This window comes from Streptomyces scopuliridis, from assembly GCF_042790125.1.
In the GTDB taxonomy this organism is placed as follows: Bacteria; Actinomycetota; Actinomycetes; order Streptomycetales; family Streptomycetaceae; genus Streptomyces; species Streptomyces scopuliridis_A.
Genome location: NZ_JBHTZS010000008.1, coordinates 179,668 through 195,688, shown reverse-complemented (window position 1 = coordinate 195,688; position 16,021 = coordinate 179,668). Strand labels below are relative to the sequence as shown.

The 16,021-nt window shown below is 72.9% G+C and carries 13 protein-coding genes and 1 pseudogene; 8 read left to right on the top strand and 6 right to left on the bottom strand.

Features of this window, described 5'->3' with window-relative positions:
- Positions 1-4 precede the first annotated feature (4 nt).
- Positions 5-262 (top strand): hypothetical protein, encoded by a 258-nt coding sequence (locus tag ACFRKB_RS15480; RefSeq protein WP_030355894.1) that lies wholly within the window; start codon positions 5-7, stop codon positions 260-262.
- On the opposite strand, the gene ACFRKB_RS15475 is transcribed toward ACFRKB_RS15480, so the two are convergent.
- The gene (locus ACFRKB_RS15475) at positions 232-876 is read right to left on the bottom strand and encodes an HAD family hydrolase (RefSeq protein ID WP_383106285.1); all 645 of its coding nucleotides are present in this window, start codon (positions 874-876) and stop codon (positions 232-234) included. The two genes, ACFRKB_RS15480 and ACFRKB_RS15475, sit on opposite strands and share 31 nt — an antisense overlap.
- A 135-nt stretch (positions 877-1,011) precedes the next feature.
- Here ACFRKB_RS15475 and ACFRKB_RS15470 point away from each other — a divergent pair, with 135 nt between their 5' ends.
- The 4 genes and pseudogenes from ACFRKB_RS15470 to ACFRKB_RS15455 all read left to right on the top strand — a co-directional run.
- A complete protein-coding gene (locus ACFRKB_RS15470; RefSeq protein ID WP_383106284.1) occupies positions 1,012-2,046 on the top strand; it encodes a FecCD family ABC transporter permease in 1,035 nt (344 codons plus the stop codon).
- Positions 2,043-3,143, top strand: coding sequence for a FecCD family ABC transporter permease (locus tag ACFRKB_RS15465; protein ID WP_383106282.1), 1,101 nt, complete (start codon positions 2,043-2,045; stop codon positions 3,141-3,143). The genes ACFRKB_RS15470 and ACFRKB_RS15465 overlap by 4 nt, the downstream gene beginning before the upstream one ends.
- On the top strand, positions 3,140-3,943 hold the full coding sequence (locus tag ACFRKB_RS15460) for an ABC transporter ATP-binding protein (protein ID WP_383106281.1): 804 nt from the start codon (positions 3,140-3,142) through the stop codon (positions 3,941-3,943). The genes ACFRKB_RS15465 and ACFRKB_RS15460 overlap by 4 nt, the downstream gene beginning before the upstream one ends.
- 106 nt (positions 3,944-4,049) lie before the next feature.
- Positions 4,050-4,922 (top strand): annotated as a pseudogene (locus tag ACFRKB_RS15455) (AraC family transcriptional regulator); the annotation flags it as partial.
- Between the two features lie 61 nt (positions 4,923-4,983).
- Here ACFRKB_RS15455 and ACFRKB_RS15450 read toward each other — a convergent pair.
- Positions 4,984-6,033 (bottom strand): hypothetical protein, encoded by a 1,050-nt coding sequence (locus ACFRKB_RS15450; protein WP_383106279.1) that lies wholly within the window; start codon positions 6,031-6,033, stop codon positions 4,984-4,986.
- A gap of 210 nt (positions 6,034-6,243) precedes the next feature.
- Here ACFRKB_RS15450 and ACFRKB_RS15445 point away from each other — a divergent pair, with 210 nt between their 5' ends.
- A complete protein-coding gene (locus ACFRKB_RS15445) occupies positions 6,244-8,790 on the top strand; it encodes a helicase-associated domain-containing protein (protein ID WP_383106278.1) in 2,547 nt (848 codons plus the stop codon).
- Between the two features lie 302 nt (positions 8,791-9,092).
- On the opposite strand, the gene ACFRKB_RS15440 is transcribed toward ACFRKB_RS15445, so the two are convergent.
- A complete protein-coding gene (locus ACFRKB_RS15440) occupies positions 9,093-9,656 on the bottom strand; it encodes a VanZ family protein (protein ID WP_383106277.1) in 564 nt (187 codons plus the stop codon).
- Between the two features lie 261 nt (positions 9,657-9,917).
- On the opposite strand from ACFRKB_RS15440, the gene ACFRKB_RS15435 reads away from it, so the two are divergent.
- A complete protein-coding gene (locus ACFRKB_RS15435) occupies positions 9,918-11,561 on the top strand; it encodes a DNA repair helicase XPB (protein ID WP_383106275.1) in 1,644 nt (547 codons plus the stop codon).
- Positions 11,562-11,574: 13 nt separating this feature from the next.
- Here ACFRKB_RS15435 and ACFRKB_RS15430 read toward each other — a convergent pair whose 3' ends face one another.
- The 3 genes from ACFRKB_RS15430 to ACFRKB_RS15420 form a co-directional block, all read right to left on the bottom strand.
- On the bottom strand, positions 11,575-11,916 hold the full coding sequence (locus ACFRKB_RS15430) for a hypothetical protein (protein ID WP_383106273.1): 342 nt from the start codon (positions 11,914-11,916) through the stop codon (positions 11,575-11,577).
- 48 nt (positions 11,917-11,964) lie between these two features.
- Positions 11,965-13,179, bottom strand: coding sequence for a glycosyltransferase 87 family protein (locus ACFRKB_RS15425; RefSeq protein ID WP_383106271.1), 1,215 nt, complete (start codon positions 13,177-13,179; stop codon positions 11,965-11,967).
- Positions 13,180-13,257: 78 nt separating this feature from the next.
- Positions 13,258-13,455, bottom strand: a complete 198-nt coding sequence (locus ACFRKB_RS15420; protein WP_365972187.1) for a hypothetical protein — start codon at positions 13,453-13,455, stop codon at positions 13,258-13,260.
- Between the two features lie 379 nt (positions 13,456-13,834).
- Here ACFRKB_RS15420 and ACFRKB_RS15415 point away from each other — a divergent pair, with 379 nt between their 5' ends.
- On the top strand, positions 13,835-16,012 hold the full coding sequence (locus tag ACFRKB_RS15415; RefSeq protein WP_383106269.1) for a HelD family protein: 2,178 nt from the start codon (positions 13,835-13,837) through the stop codon (positions 16,010-16,012).
- Positions 16,013-16,021: the final 9 nt, after the last annotated feature.

Below are 16,021 nucleotides of genomic sequence, written 5' to 3'. Positions count from 1 at the left end.
TGGCGTGACTGCTACTCCTGAACCCCGTGCGACGGAAGAGGCCGGACCCGGCGACGGGCTGGTTCGTATCGGCGCGATCGTCTTCATCGTCGGCGCCCTCGCCACCCTGATCACCGTCGCGCCGCTGTTCCTCGGCTCCGAGCCCTTCCCGTCCGTCGCCTACGCCGTCTGCATGCTGATGGGCGTGGGTTTCCTGATCGCCGCCGCGGGTGTGCTGCGCTCGATCGCCGCTCAGCGCCGGCGGGCCAGGCCGGCCGCGTAACCCTCCAGCCAGGCCGGGAAGGCCGTCAGGTCCGGCAGCATCACCTCGGCTCCGGCCCTGCGCAGCGCCTCCTCGTCGCACGGCCCGGTCGGTACGGCGACGGCCAGCGCCCCGGCCGTGTGCGCGCCCCGTACGTCCCCGATGTGGTCGCCGACGAACACCGAGGCGCCGTACTCCCGCAGCGCCTCGCCCTTGGCCTCGGCCCACAGCCAGCCGATCACCGCATCCGGCTTGATTCCGAGGTGCGTGAGGTGGAGTTCGGCGTTCGGCTGGTGCTTGGCCGTGATGACGATCGCGCGCCCGCCCAGCTTCTGGACGGCGGTGACGGCCTCGCGGGCGCCGGGCATCGCCCGCGTCGGCGGGATCGCGAATGTGGGATAGATCTCCCGGTAACGGTCGACCACTTCACCGACCCGCTCCTCCGGAAACCAGTGAGCCAGCTCCTGTTCGAGCGGCGGCCCGAGCCGGGTGACCGCGAGATCGGCGTCGATCGGGACCCCGGTCTCCTCGGAGAGCGCCTGATAGACGGCGTGAATGCCGGGCCGTGAGTCGATCAGGGTCATATCGAGGTCGAAGCCGACGGTGAGCGGTTGCCGAGCCGTGAGGGAAGCCATGGGGCCATTGTGCCCAGGCCGCCGGTACGGGCGCCGGGCCCCGGCGGATGGCCGGAATCGGATGCTTAGACTTAGCCAAGCCTAACCATCGCTGTCCGCCCTCCCGCGTCCTGCCGCACCGTCCGATTGGTTCCGATGCCCGCCGCCGCCCCGCCGATCCACAGCACCAGAAACGCCCTGGTCGCCCGCCGTATCGGCTGGACGGCGGCAGCCGTCGCGGCCGTGCTGCTCTCGGTCCTGCTGAGTCTCGCGGTCGGGGCGCGCGCCGTCGCTCCCTCCGCCGTCGTCGACGCGCTGCTGTACGGCGGCCACAGCGACGACGCCGAGGTCATCCGCCAACTGCGGGTGCCGCGCACGCTGATCGGGCTGATGGTGGGCGCCGCGCTCGCCCTGGCGGGCACCGCGCTCCAGGGCATCACCCGCAACCCGATCGCCGACCCCGGCATCCTCGGCATCAGCCAGGGCTCCTCCGCGGGCGTCGTCCTGGCCATCGCCTTCGCCGGGGTGCACACGCTCTCCGGCTATGTCTGGTACGCCTTCGCGGGCGCGGCGGTGGCGTCGGTGGCGGTGTACGCGATCGCCTCCAGCGGACGCGGCGGCGCGACCCCGGTCAAACTCGCCCTCGGCGGCGCGGCGATCAACGCGCTGCTGGTGTCGGTCACGATGGGCGTGCTGACGACGAGCGCGGCGACGCTGGACGAGTTCCGCTTCTGGCAGGTCGGCTCGATCGCGGGCCGGGACGCCGAAGTGGCCGGTCAGGTCTGGCCGTTCCTGCTGCTCGGCACCGTACTGGTGATATCCGTGGCCCGTGGCCTGGACGCCCTGGCCCTCGGCGAGGACGTGGCGAAGGGCCTGGGCCAGAACGTCGCGGCCGTCCGGATCGTCGGCGGCCTCGGCGCGACCGTACTGACCGGAGTGGGGGTCGCGGCGGCGGGACCGATCGCCTTCATCGGTCTCGCCGTTCCGCATATCGCCCGCGCGATCGTCGGCTCGGACCACCGCTGGGTGCTTCCGATGGCGGCCCTGATCGGCCCGGTGATGCTGCTGGTCTCCGATGTCATCGGACGGATCGTCTTCCCGCCGAGCGAGGTCCCCGCGGGTGTGATGACGGCCCTGCTCGGGGTGCCGTTCCTGGTCGCTCTCGTACGCCGGAAGGCGGTGCCGGCATGACGACGGCCCTCAAGGAGGCCCCGGAGAGCGTTGCCGGGGCGGGCGGGATCCGGCCCGCGGGCTATACGCGGGTACGGCTCGGACGCGCCTCGTTCCTGCTGCACCGGCGGGCGGCGGCCGTGGCGGGCGCGCTCGCCGTCGCGCTGGCGGCCGTGTGCGTGGCGTATCTCAGCGTCGGCGAGAGCTTCGTACCGCCGTCCGACGTCCTGAAGGTGCTGCTGGGACAGCCCGCGGCGAACGAGCTGGTGGTCGGCACCCTGCGGCTGCCGCGCATGGTGGTCGGACTGCTGGTCGGGCTCGCGTTCGGCATCGCGGGCGCGCTGATCCAGACCGTCGCCCGCAATCCGCTCGCCAGCCCGGACATCATCGGCATCAGCCAGGGCGCGAGCGCGCTCACGGTCGGCGCGATGACCTTCGGCGTCACCTCGTACGCCGTCCTTCCCTATCTCTCCGTCGCCGGCGGCATCGTCGCGGCGGCGCTGGTGTACGTCTTCGCCTGGCGCGGCGGGCTGCACGCCACGCGCTTCGTGCTCATCGGCATCGGCTTCGCGATCGCCCTGCGCTCCATCACCACGCTCTTCCTGACCAAGGGCGACTATCTGGTCGCCCAGCAGGCCCAGGTGTGGATGACCGGTTCGCTCAACGGCCGGGGCTGGGACGCCGCCGCGCCGCTCGGCTGGCTGCTGCTCGCGCTGGTGCCCGCGGTGCTGTGGGCGGCGTACGCGCAGCGCACGGTCTCGATGGACGACGACACCGCCACGGGCCTGGGCGTACGGCTCGGCCGCGTCCGGCTCGGGCTCGTGCTGCTCGGTGTGGTGCTGGCGTCGGTCGCGACGGGCGCGGCGGGTCCGGTGGACTTCGTGGCGCTGCTGGCGCCGCAGATCGCGCGCCGCATGACCCGTACCGCGCAGATCCCGCTGCTGTGTTCGGCGCTGATGGGCGCGGTGATCGTCGTCCTCGCCGATCTGCTCGCCCGCAGGCTGCTGTCCCCGACCGAACTCCCGGTGGGTGTACTGACGGCGGCGGTCGGCGCCCCGTATCTGATCTGGCTGATCGTCCGCGGCCGTACGGGCCGTACCGCAGGAGGCAAGGCATGAGCAGGATCGTCGCCCGCGAGCTGACGCTCGCCTACGAGGACCGCACGGTCGTCCACGGACTGGACCTGGCCGTCCCCGACGGGCAGGTGTCGGTGATCGTCGGCCCGAACGCCTGCGGCAAGTCGACGACCCTGCGCGCGCTCGGCCGGCTGCTGAAGCCCCGGGGCGGTTCCGTACTGCTGGACGGTACGGAGCTGGCGCGGATCCCGACCCGGAAGATCGCGCAGTCGATCGGCCTCCTCCCGCAGTCGCCGGTCGCCCCGGAGGCCATCACGGTCGCCGACCTGGTCTCGCGCGGCCGTCAGCCGCACCAGCACTGGTGGCAGCAGTGGTCGGACGAGGACGAGCGCGCGGTGACGGACGCGATGGAGCGTACGGACGTGACGGCTCTCGCCGACCGCTCGGTGGACGAACTGTCGGGCGGCCAGCGCCAGCGGGTGTGGATCGCGATGGCGCTCGCGCAGGAGACGGATCTGCTGCTGCTGGACGAGCCGACGACGTTCCTGGACATCGCGCACCAGGTGGAGGTCCTCGATCTGGTCCGCCGCCTCAACCACGACCAGGGCCGTACGGTCGTGATCGTGCTCCACGACCTCAACCAGGCGGCGCGGTACGCGGATCACCTGGTCGCGATGAAGGCGGGGCGGATCGTGGCGGAGGGGCGGCCGGAGAAGGTCGTGACGGCGGAGCTGGTACGGGAGGTCTTCGGCCTGGAGTCGGTGGTGGTCCCGGACCCGGTGACGGGATCGCCGCTGGTGGTACCGGGCGCACCGTACCGGCCGGGTGATACCTCCTCATAAGCCTGTCGCCTTCTCCGCGACCCGACAGGACCGGGCACGGATTGCCGGGTCCCGCGGGGCCGCCCCTCCCTAACGTGGCTGATCAGCAAGGGAAGGAGGTCCGGTGATGCTGGAACGGCTGAACCAGGCCATGGAGCACATCGAGCGGAACCTCGGGCAGCGGATCGAGGTGGCCGAACTCGCGCGGATCGCGGTCACGTCGGAGTACCACTTCCGCCGGATGTTCTCCGCGCTGGCGGGCATGCCGCTCTCCGAGTACATCCGGCGCCGGCGGCTCACCGTCGCGGGCGCCGACGTGCTCGGCGGGGAGCGGACGCTGCTCGATGTCGCGGTGCGGTACGGGTACGGCTCGGGCGAGGCGTTCGCGCGCGCGTTCCGTGCCCTGCACGGCGTCGGTCCTGGCGAGGCCCGGCGGACCGGCGCGGCGCTGCGCTCCCAGCCACGGATGTCCTTCCGCCTCATCGTCGAAGGGAGTACCGACATGCGGTACCGGGTGGTCCAGAAGCCGGAGTTCAGGGTGGTCGGCCCGAAGACACGGGTCCCGCTCGTGCACGAGGGCATGAACCCCGCGATCGTCTCGTTCATCCGGGGCCTCGGCCGGGAGACGCTGCGGAGGCTTGAGGAGCTGGGGGAGCTGGGGGCGCCTCCGGACCGGGAGCCGCGCGGGATCATCGCCGTCACCGACAACCTCTCCGAGAGCCGCGCGGAAGGCACCGAACTCGACTATCTGCACGGCGTGGTGACCGAGGCGCCCGCGCCCGAGGGGATGGAGACGCTGAGGATCCCGGCGGGGACATGGGCGGTCTTCGAGAGCTCGGGCGAGTTCCCGCGGGCGCTCCAGTACCTGTGGCGGGACGTCTACACCGAGTGGTTCCCGTCCAACCCGTACCGGAGCGTGCCGGGCCCGGAGCTGCTGCGCACCCGGGTGTCGGAGGACGGGACGCGGGCGGACGCGGAGTTGTGGATTCCGGTGGAGCGCGCGAGACGGAGTGAGGGGGGCGGGGTGCGCGCGGGTGTCCGGACAGCCGCACGCACCCCGCCTAACTCGCGGGCTTCCGCCGTGCCCGCCAGACCAGATACAGCGCTGAGGTCACCGCCGCCGTACGGAGCACCACCGGCCAGGCGCTCGACAGGGCGTCGGCCATCCCGTCCTCCGGGATCGCCTCTCCCCAGCGGCCGTCGAGCCGGCCCCAGAGCCAGACCAGGCCTCCGGCGGCCGAGACCCCGGGGAGGCCGAAGACCGCCCATTTGGCCTCGGCGCGGGAGAGCGTGCGGGAGGCGTACGCGAGAAGCCAGCCGCCGCCCAGGGCGAGCCAGGAGCCGAACACCGCTCCGGCGACCAGCAGCGCGGCGGCGAGCAGCAGGAACGGGTGGGAGAGTCCGGCCCGCTTCTCCGCGTTGTTCTGACCCCGGCCCCGGCCCCGGCGCGGGAGCCGGGGGAGCCGGCGGCGACGGCCCGCGCCGCCCGCCGCCTCCTCCGCCCGGTCCTCCGTCGCGTCCCCGTCCCCGCCCTCGGCCTCGGCGCCCGCCTTGTCCGGCTTCTCCTTCGGCTCCGGCGGTGGCTTGAGTATGTCGGGGATCTCGACGCCGCCCACGAACCCCGGCACCTGCTCGGCCGTACCCATCGGACCCGGTTCGATCCGCCACCAGTCGGGCTGCCCGCCGCCGGGCGGGCCCAGCTCGTCCATCCCCGCCAGGTGCGGCGGTGACGCGGGCGCGGGCGACTCCGACGCCTGCTCGGGGATGACCAGTCTCCTGGCCCCCTTCATCCGCCGGGTGCGCTGCTCCGGCAGTACGGGCTGCGGTTCCGGGGCCCGGGGGGCGGGGGCGTCCGCGCGGGCCGGGGCGTCGTCACCCGCGCCGCCCTCGGAGGCCGCCCGTACCACCGCGTCCGGTGTCCCCAGCCGCCCCAGGATGCGGCGTACGGCCGCCGGGCTGTCCCCGCCGGCCTTCCCGCGCTGCTTGTCGATCTCGTTCCGCAGCGACGACACCAGCCGCATCCGGTCCCCGGAGGGCAGATGCCGCTGCTGCGCCTCGTCTCCCACGCGGCTCAGGTAGTCATAGACCAGCTGATCGCTCTCGATCCCCACACAGTCCTCCGCACAAGCACGCCCGGCAGCCGCCGTCACGGCGGATACCCGTAGGCGATCGTGTCGAAGTCACCCCCGTACGTCCACCCCATGCATCCAGTACGAAGAAAGGCGCGGTGGCGCCCCCATGGCCCGGGGGCACGGGCAGAGCGCCTCCCAGGGTTAACGTGGAACGGATGGGGACCCGCGAAGCCTGACCAGGAGGCGCACGTGCCAGAAGGAACCGGCGGTACGCCACCGCGTACGCTCGCGGAGGCCCTGCGCACCCAGGGCGACGGATCGCTCGTCGCGCTGCTGCGTGCCCGCCCCGATCTGCTCAGCCCCGTACCGAGCGACCTTTCGCAGCTCGCGACACGCGCGGGCACCCGCGCCTCCGTCGTCCGGGCGCTGGAGCGGCTCGACCGGTTCACGCTCCAGACCGCGGAGGCCCTGGCCGTCGCCACGGAGCCCGCGCCGTACGACACGCTGCGCGCGCTGCTGACCGGCGACGAGGGCGACCCGGAGATCGAGGCGGCCCTGCCCCGCGCGGTGGAGACGCTGCGCGACCGGGCGCTGATCTGGGGCGGGGACGACCGGCTGCGGCTGGTACGCACCGCCCGCGAGCTGCTCGCTCCCTCCCCCACCCACCCCTCGCCGACCGGGCTCGGTCCGACGGTCGCCGAGGCCACCGCCGGCATGTCGCCGGGCCGGCTCCAGGAGATCCTGACCGCCGCCGGGCTGCCCTCCACCCACGATCCGGTCTCCGCGGTGGCCTCGCTCACCGCGCTCTTCACCGACCGGACGCGGATGGCGGCGCTCCTCGACACCGCGCCCGTGGATGCCCTGTCGGTGCTGGACCGGCTGGTGTGGGGGCCGCCGTACGGCGAGGTCACCTCCAGCCCCACCCCGCCCGTGCAGTGGCTGCGCGACCGCGGGCTGCTGCTGCCCGCGACGACCCGTACGGTCGTCCTGCCGCGCGAGGCCGCGCTCCATCTGCGCGCCGGGCGCGCGCACCGTACGCCGGAGCCCGTGGCACCCACCGTCGCGCCGCGTGCCTCGGACGCGAGCACGGGCGCCCGTCCACAGGTTGTGGACAACACGGCGGCCGGGCAGGCGTACACCGCGCTCGCCACCGTCGAGGAACTGGCCAAGGACTGGAACGAGGGCGGCCCGAACGTCCTGCGGGCCGGCGGCCTGTCCGTACGCGACCTCAAGCGCACCGCCACCGCGCTCGACGTCACCGAGCCGGTAGCCGCGTTCTGGGTCGAACTCGCCTTCTCGGCCGGGCTGTTGGCGGCCGACGGCGAAGCCGACGAGCGGTACGCGCCGACGCCCGCCTACGACGACTGGCAGGAACTGCCCGCCCCGCAACGCTGGGCCCGGCTCGCCACCGCCTGGCTGACGGCGACCCGCACGTCCGGTCTGGTCGGCGGCCAGGACTCCAAGGGCCGCACGCTCGCCGCGCTCGGCCCCGACCTCGACCGCGGCGCCGCGCCCGAGGTACGGCGCCGGATCCTGGACCTCCTCGCCACCCTCCCCGAGGGCACCGCCCCCGACCCCGAGTCGCTGCTCGCCCGGCTCCGCTGGGAACGGCCCCTGCGCGGCGCGTCCGGCACCGGCCGGCATGACGATCTGCGCGCCCGGCTGGCGGCGTGGACGCTGAACGAGGCGGAGATGCTGGGCGTCACGGGCCGGGGGGCGCTGGCGTCGCACGCACGGGCGCTGCTGGGACCGTCCGAGGACGCCGCGCACACCCCCGGCGACGGCGCGGGCACCCACGCCGAACTGGCCGCGGCGGGCCTCCGGGCCGCCCGAGCCCTCGCGCCGCTCCTCCCCGAACCGCTCGACCATGTCCTCCTCCAGGCCGACCTGACCGCCGTGGCGCCCGGCCCGCTCCTGCGCCCGCTGGCCGAACTGCTCGCCATCGCCGCCGATGTCGAGTCGAAGGGCGGGGCGACGGTCTACCGCTTCACCCCGGGCTCCGTACGCCGCGCGCTCGACGCCGGACAGTCGGCCTCCGACCTGCACGACTTCCTCAGGAACCACAGCCGTACGCCCGTCCCGCAGCCGCTCGCCTACCTCATCGACGACGTGGCCCGTAAGCACGGCCACCTCCGGGTCGGCGCGGCCTCCGCGTACGTACGCTGCGACGACGAGGCCGTACTCGACGAGATCCTGGCCGACAAACGCTCCCAGGGCCTGCGGCTGCGCCGCCTCGCCCCGACCGTGCTGGCCGCCCACGCCGACGCGGTGACCCTGCTCGACGGACTGCGCGTCATGGGCTTCGCACCGGCCGCGGAGTCGGCCGAGGGCGACGTCATGATCACCCGCGCCCACGCCCACCGCACCCCGCCCAGAACGGCCCCCGCCCCGGTCCCGGACGGACCCCCCACCCCGGACACGGCGCTGCTCAGCGCGGCGGTGAAGGCGATCCGCGCGGGCGACCTGGCCGCCACGGTCGTCCACAAACCGGTCCCCGAACCCTCCGGCTCCGGCTCGGCCGCCCTGGCCTCCGCGGCAGCCGCCTCCAGAAACGGCGCACTCCCCCGCACCACCTCCGCCGAAACCCTCGCCACGGTCCAGGCCGCCGCCATGACCGGCTCAGCGGTCTGGATCGGCTACGTCAACGCGGACGGCGCGGCCAGCCAGCGCGTCATCGCCCCGGTACGGGTGGAGGGCGGCTACGTCACGGGCTACGACCACACGGCGGACGAGGTCCGCACGTATCCGCTGCATCGCATCACAGGAGTGGCAGAACTGGCGGACGACCCGGCGTAGTTCTTGGGCTTGTGCCGTGGCGGAACGACCGGTGCGTGCAACCACGGACGGGAGGGGGCCGGGGTCGGAGGAGGTGCGTGTCCGGACGTAAAGCGTCGCAGCTCGCGCGAAGCGCGGTGACCACGCGACGGAGTCGCACATCGATCGCAGCGCAGTCCGGACACGTACCTCCGGAGGCCCCGGCACCCGGAACCACAACGCACCCCGCACCACGGCCCCCGGCACCCGGCACCCGGCACCCGGCACCCGGCACCAGCGACGGCCCGCACCACGACCCCCCGCCGGGAGGCGCACCGCACACCTCAGCCCCGCCCAAGCCTCCCAAGCCGCGCACGCCAAGACCCGGCTGCCCCCGACTTCCGCCCGGCGGCGCCGGACCCACGCACACCCGCACGCACACCCGCACGCGCACCCGGCGCGCCCGCCGCGCCCCGCGCGCCCAACTCATGGAACCGCCGCCCAATCACCCTCCCCACCACCACGTACGCGATCACCGCACCCCCCGTGTTCAGAATCACGTCGTCCACGTCAAACGCCCGCCCCCGCACCACCGCCCCCTGCGCCAGCTCCACCAGCACCATCACCACCACAGTCAGCGCCACCACCCGCACCATCCGCAGCCTGCGCGGCACGAGCACCGGAAGGATCAGCCCGAAAGGCGCCCCCATCAGCAGATTGCCGCCGATCTGCTTGCACGCGGCGAGGAAGGTGTAGTCCTCCGCGTACTGCCTCAGCGAGTGCCCCGGGCTGAGATTGGCCCCCGCGATCTCCTCGGACGCGGGGGACGGTGTCAGCGTCAGTTCGGCCAGCACCGCGGCGAACCCCGCCAGGGCGACCAGCGCCACCGTCACGATGAGAATCCGCAACGCCGCACGTCCCGCACGTCCCGCACGCCCCGCGCGTCCCCCCGAGACACCTCCCGGAACAGCCTTCGCCTGCTCGGGCCTTTGCTTGGACCTTTGCTTGGACTTCTGCTTGGACCTTTCCGTCTCCGCGGTCATAGCCCCCGGATGCCCCCGCCCGCCCCGGATACGCGCCCCCCGCGCCCGATCCGCCGAAGATGCGCGACACTGGTCATTTGGCCACTGGCCATTCGGCCGTGCAGAGCCATCCGGAAAGGCAGCCGCGTGAACGGACCCCTCATCGTCCAGAGCGACAAGACCCTGTTGCTCGAAGTCGACCACGAGCAGGCCGACGCCTGCCGCCGCGCCATCGCGCCGTTCGCCGAGCTGGAGCGCGCGCCCGAGCACATCCATACCTACCGGCTGACCCCGCTCGGACTGTGGAACGCGCGCGCCGCCGGGCATGACGCCGAGCAGGTGGTCGACGCGCTCGTCGAGTACTCCCGGTATCCCGTGCCGCACGCGCTGCTCGTCGATGTCGCCGAGACGATGGCCCGTTACGGCCGGCTCACCCTCTCCAAGCACCCCTCCCACGGCCTCGTCCTGACCTCCACCGACCGTCCCGTGCTGGAGGAGATCCTCCGCTCCAAGAAGGTCCAGCCGCTGGTCGGCAGCCGCATCGACCCGGACACCGTCGCCGTCCACCCCTCGGAGCGCGGCCAGATCAAGCAGACGCTCCTCAAGCTGGGCTGGCCGGCCGAGGACCTCGCCGGTTATGTCGACGGCGAGGCGCACACCATCGAGCTGGACGAGACCGGCTGGGCGCTGCGCCCGTACCAGAAGCAGGCCGTCGAGGGGTTCTGGCACGGCGGTTCAGGTGTGATCGTGCTGCCCTGTGGCGCGGGGAAGACGCTGGTCGGGGCCGGTGCGATGGCCGAGGCGAAGGCGACGACGCTGATTCTGGTGACCAACACCGTCTCCGCCCGCCAGTGGAAGCACGAGCTGGTGAGGCGCACCTCACTGACCGAGGACGAGATCGGCGAGTACAGCGGTACGAAGAAGGAGATCCGCCCGGTCACGATCGCCACGTACCAGGTGCTGACCACCCGCCGTAAGGGCATCTATCCGCATCTGGAGCTGTTCGACTCGCGCGACTGGGGCCTGGTCATCTACGACGAGGTGCATCTGCTGCCCGCGCCCGTCTTCAAGTTCACCGCCGACCTCCAGGCCCGCCGCCGCCTCGGGCTGACGGCGACGCTCGTACGGGAGGACGGCCGCGAGTCGGACGTCTTCTCGCTCATCGGGCCGAAGCGGTTCGACGCGCCGTGGAAGGAGATCGAGGCGCAGGGCTATATCGCTCCCGCGGACTGTGTGGAGGTTCGGGTCAATCTGACCGACAGCGAGCGCCTGGCGTACGCGACGGCCGAGACGGAGGAGAAGTACCGCTTCTGCGCGACGACCGCGACGAAGCGGAAGGTGACGGAGGCGCTGGTACGCAAGCACCGGGGCGAGCAGACGCTCGTCATCGGCCAGTACATCGACCAGCTCGACGAACTGGGCGAGCATCTGGACGCCCCCGTCATCAAGGGCGAGACCAGCAACGCGCAGCGCGAGAAGCTCTTCGAGGCGTTCCGGCAGGGCGAGATCTCGGTGCTGGTCGTGTCGAAGGTCGCGAACTTCTCGATCGATCTGCCGGAGGCGACGGTCGCGATCCAGGTCTCGGGTACGTTCGGCTCCCGCCAGGAGGAGGCCCAGCGCCTGGGCCGTGTCCTGCGCCCGAAGGCGGACGGCCATGAGGCCCGCTTCTACTCGGTAGTCGCCCGCGACACCATCGACCAGGACTTCGCGGCGCACCGCCAGCGGTTCCTGGCGGAGCAGGGCTACGCGTACCGGATCGTGGACGCGGACGAACTCCTCGCCGAAGACTGAGAGCCGGCCGGGCTCAGTCCATCAGCGCCAGCACCGGCCCCGCCGCCAGCAGTACGTACTGCACCGCCACCGCACCGCACCGCACGCCCCGCAGCAGCGAGCCCGCGGGCAGCGCCGCGGCGGCCAGGCCGACGATCCCGGACAGGTGGAGGGACCAGAAGCCCGCGCTGATGTACGCGCCCCCGACACCGTCGGCCGGATCGACCGCGTCGATCAGGGCGATGGCGGCCGTCAGGAGGTAGCCGCCGAGCAGCAGCCCGAGACCGCCCAGCGCCCAGAGCCGGAGAGCGAGGAGGGCGCCGCGGTCGGCTGTCTGCTCGGGAGTGAAGGCGGGGGCGGTCGTTGTCGTTCGCATGGTCCGATGACATCACCGCGGCGGGACGCCCCGCTTCGGCGCCCGTACTCACCCCGTACCCGCCGTCGTACTCACCCCCGAACCGGCCTCCGCGCGCTGCACCGGAAGGACGAGGGCGGAGCCCTCGCCCGCCCCAGGACCCGTGCGCCACGCCGCGAACGCCAGCAGCCCCAGCGCGAACAGCGGGTACGGCGAGGACGGCACCTGCTGCCACCACGGCAGCCGCAGGTCCAGATCGCCCGCGTGCGGCACGATCCAGAAGCTGCGCGCCGTCCAGACCACCCCGACCGCCGCCGCCGTACGGTACCGGCGCTCCGCGATCAGCACCGCCAGCAGCGGTACGCACCACACCCAGTGGTGCGACCAGCTGATCGGCGACACGAGCAGCGCGGTCAGCGCCGTGACCAGCACGCCCCAGGTCTCCAGCCCGGCCCCCAGGACGGCCCGCCGGGCGATCCACAGCCCGGCGACGGCCGTGAGCCCGGCGGCCACCAGCCACACCACACCCGGCTCCGGGGTGTGCAGGAGACGCCCCAGCATCCCTTGCAGTGACTGGTTGTCGACGATCCACGCCTTGCCGACCCGGCCGGTCTCGAAGACGCGCGTCGTCCAGAACTCGTCGCTCGCCTCGGGCAGTACGAGCGCCCCGAGCAGCACCGTGCCGGTGAGGGAGGCCAGGGCGATCAGTCCGGACCGTACGCGCCCGGTCACCAGCAGATACACGATGAAGACGGCCGGAGTCAGCTTGATGCCCGCCGCGACACCGAGGGCGAACCCCTTGCCGAGCGCGTGCTCGGGTCTCGACAGGTCCCACAGGACGAGGCAGACGAGGACGAGGTTGATCTGTCCGAAGAGGACGGTCTGGAAGACAGGTTCGAGCCAGAGCCCGACGGCGACGGCGGCCAGCAGCGGTACGGGCCCCGCGGGCATCCCCGCGAACCGCCAGGACAGCCGTACGAGCAGCGCCAGCAGCGCGGCGTTCCCGATGACGAAGACGACCTTGAGGGCGTCGAGGGGCAGCCAGGTGGTGGGCACGAAGAGGATCGCGGCGAACGGCGGGTAGGTGGCGGGAAGTTGCCACTCGGTGACCGTGAACCCGTAGAGGTCGGTGCCGTCCACGACGGCAGCACCCTCCGCACGGTAGACGAGTGTGTCGGCCATGGGGATGCGCAGGGCGACGCAGAGAGTGGCGAGTGCGGCCAGCGACAGGGCGAGCGCGCCCACTGCGGCGAGTGAACGGGGCGTCACGGTCCGGTAGGTCACGGCCGCGACCCTAGTGGATCAGAGGCGTTACTCAGGAGCGCGACGGGACGAGACGGCGCGCGGTTGGCGTGATCCCGGTCAACGGCGCTTGATACCCGCCTCCTCCGCGTACTCCCCGAGGACGGCCACGTTGAACGCGGCGCTCACGAAGACCTTGACGGCGCGCAGCGCGTTGCCCAGGTGGTGGGCGGGGTGGGGGACGGAGCCCGTGGCGGTCGCGCCGGGGAGCGGCGAACCGTGCGGGGCATGGGCCGGGGTATAGGTTGCGGTACTCATACATCCATGATGGGCACGTGCGCCGTGTGCGTCATCGCTCTCCGGTTTGAGCCTCGTGTGAGGCCCTGTACGACCACGGTCCAACGGCATCCCCTACGGGGCGGAGACGGCGGATGGCCCGCAGGACGGACGCGCTCGCGCCGCCGAGGGCTCCCGGCCGGAAGGCCGCCGCCACGGCCCCCGCGGAAAAACATTCGCCTCCCCGTCACCGGCTGGCTACAATCGCCCACCTTGCCCGCCTCCCTCGCGGAGCGCCGTCGTCCGGACGGAAACCGGACGGCCGAACGCCATGACGTGATCCACGCCGAACGGCCACCGCCGCCCGTCGCCCGACGGGGCGCGGCCCGTCGGCCTGCGTAAAGCCCCCGGAGGCAACACCGTGTCCGCGCACGCCCCTGACCCCGCCACGCCCCCCGCCGACGACGCCCCGGATCCCCTGGATCCCCTGGCGCGGGAACGTGCCCACCTCACCGCCTCCCGCTCCGCCCTCCGCGCCATGCGCGAGGACGTCCAGGCGCTCGACATCCGCGACGTCACCGCGAACTGGGTCAACGCCGCCGTCCTGGAGGCCCAGATCGAGGACCGCATCAAGGCGCTCGCCGATCTCGCCCACACCCCGCTCTTCTTCGGCCGGCTCGACTATCTGCACCCCGTGGGCGCGGACGAGGCCGAGGGCGGCGAGGGGGAACGCTTCTACATCGGCCGGCGCCATGTCCACGACGCCGAGGGCGATCCCATGGTCATCGACTGGCGCGCCCCCGCCTCCCAGCCGTTCTACCGGGCCTCCAAGAAGGACCCGCTGGACGTCGGACTGCGCCGGCGCTTCGGCTACACGGCCGGTGACATCACCGCGTACGAGGACGAGCACCTCTCCGACCCGGCCGAGACCGCGCGCTCCAGCAAGCTGCTCCAGGCCGAGATCGAACGGCCGCGTGTCGGCCCGATGCGCGACATCGTCGCGACGATCCAGCCCGAGCAGGACGAGATCGTACGGAGCGGCCTCGGCGGCACCGTCTGCGTCCAGGGCGGCCCCGGCACCGGCAAGACCGCCGTCGGTCTGCACCGGGTCGCGTATCTGCTGTACGCGCACCGCGAGCGGCTGGCCCGTACCGGCACGCTCGTCATCGGACCGAACGCCTCCTTCCTCCACTACATCGAGCAAGTCCTGCCCGCGCTGGGAGAGTTGGAAGTCAAGCAGGCGACGGTGGACGATCTGGTCGCCTCGGTGGACGTACGCGGCACGGACCCCGCGCCCGCCGCCGTCATCAAGGGCGACGCCCGCATGGCGGAGGTCCTGCGCCGGGCCGTACGGTCCCACGTCACGCCGCCGACGGAGCCGGTCGTGGTCGTACGCGGCTCACGGCGGTGGCGGGTACCGGTGTACGAACTCGAAGAGATGGTCGAGCAGTTGCTCGCCCGGGACATGCGGTACGGCGCCGCGCGCGAGGCCCTTCCGCAGCGGATCGCGCACGCCGTGCTCGTACGGATGGAGGAGGCGGGCGAGGCGCCCGACGACCGCGTGCAGGACGCGGTGGCCCGCAACCCGGCGGTGAAGGCGGCGGTCAAGGCCGTCTGGCCGCCGGTCGATCCGGCGAAGCTGGTGCTGCGGCTGCTCTCCGACGCGGATTTCCTGGCGGCGCACGCGGAGGACGTCCTCACGCCGGACGAGCAGAAGACGATCCTGTGGACGAAGCCGGTGCGGAGCGCGAAGTCGGCGAAGTGGTCGGCGGCGGACGCGGTACTGATCGACGAGGCGGGCGATCTGATCGCCCGCACCCACTCACTGGGGCATGTGGTCCTCGACGAGGCGCAGGACCTGTCCCCCATGCAGTACCGCGCGGTGGGCCGCCGCTGCTCGACCGGCTCGGCGACGGTACTGGGCGACCTGGCGCAGGGGACGACGCCCTGGGCGACGGCGAACTGGACCGACGCGCTGCGGCACCTGGGCAAGACGGACGCGGTGGTGGAGGAACTGACGGCGGGCTTCCGCGTACCGCGCGAGGTGATCGCGTACGCGTCGAGACTGCTGCCGTCGATCGCGCCGGGGCTGGCGGAGGTGGCGTCGGTACGGGAGTCGCCGGGGTCGCTGTCGGTACGGCCGGTACCAGGGCCGGCGGAGCCGGCGGGGTCGACCGGGCTGTCCGACCTGGACGCGGCGGGGCCGGCGGAGCCGGCGGGGTCGACCGGGCTGTCCGACCTGGACGCGGCCGTCGTCGCGGCCTGCGTGGAGTCGCTCGCGCACGAGGGCTCCACGGGCCTGATCGCGGCGGACGCCCGTATCCCGGCGCTGCGGGAGGCACTGACGGCGGCGGGGCTGCCGTACCTCTCCCCGGGCGAGGAGACGACGGCCGAGGCCCGCCTGACACTGGTCCCGGCGTCCCTCGCGAAGGGCCTGGAGTACGACTACGTGGTCCTGGACGAGCCGGCGGCGGTGGTAGACGGCGAACCGGACGAGCGGACGGGGCTCAGGCGGCTGTACGTGGCGCTGACGCGAGCCGTGTCGGGCCTGATCGTCCTGCATGCGACGGAGTTGCCGGGGCCGCTGTCGGCGACGTAGGTGGCCGGG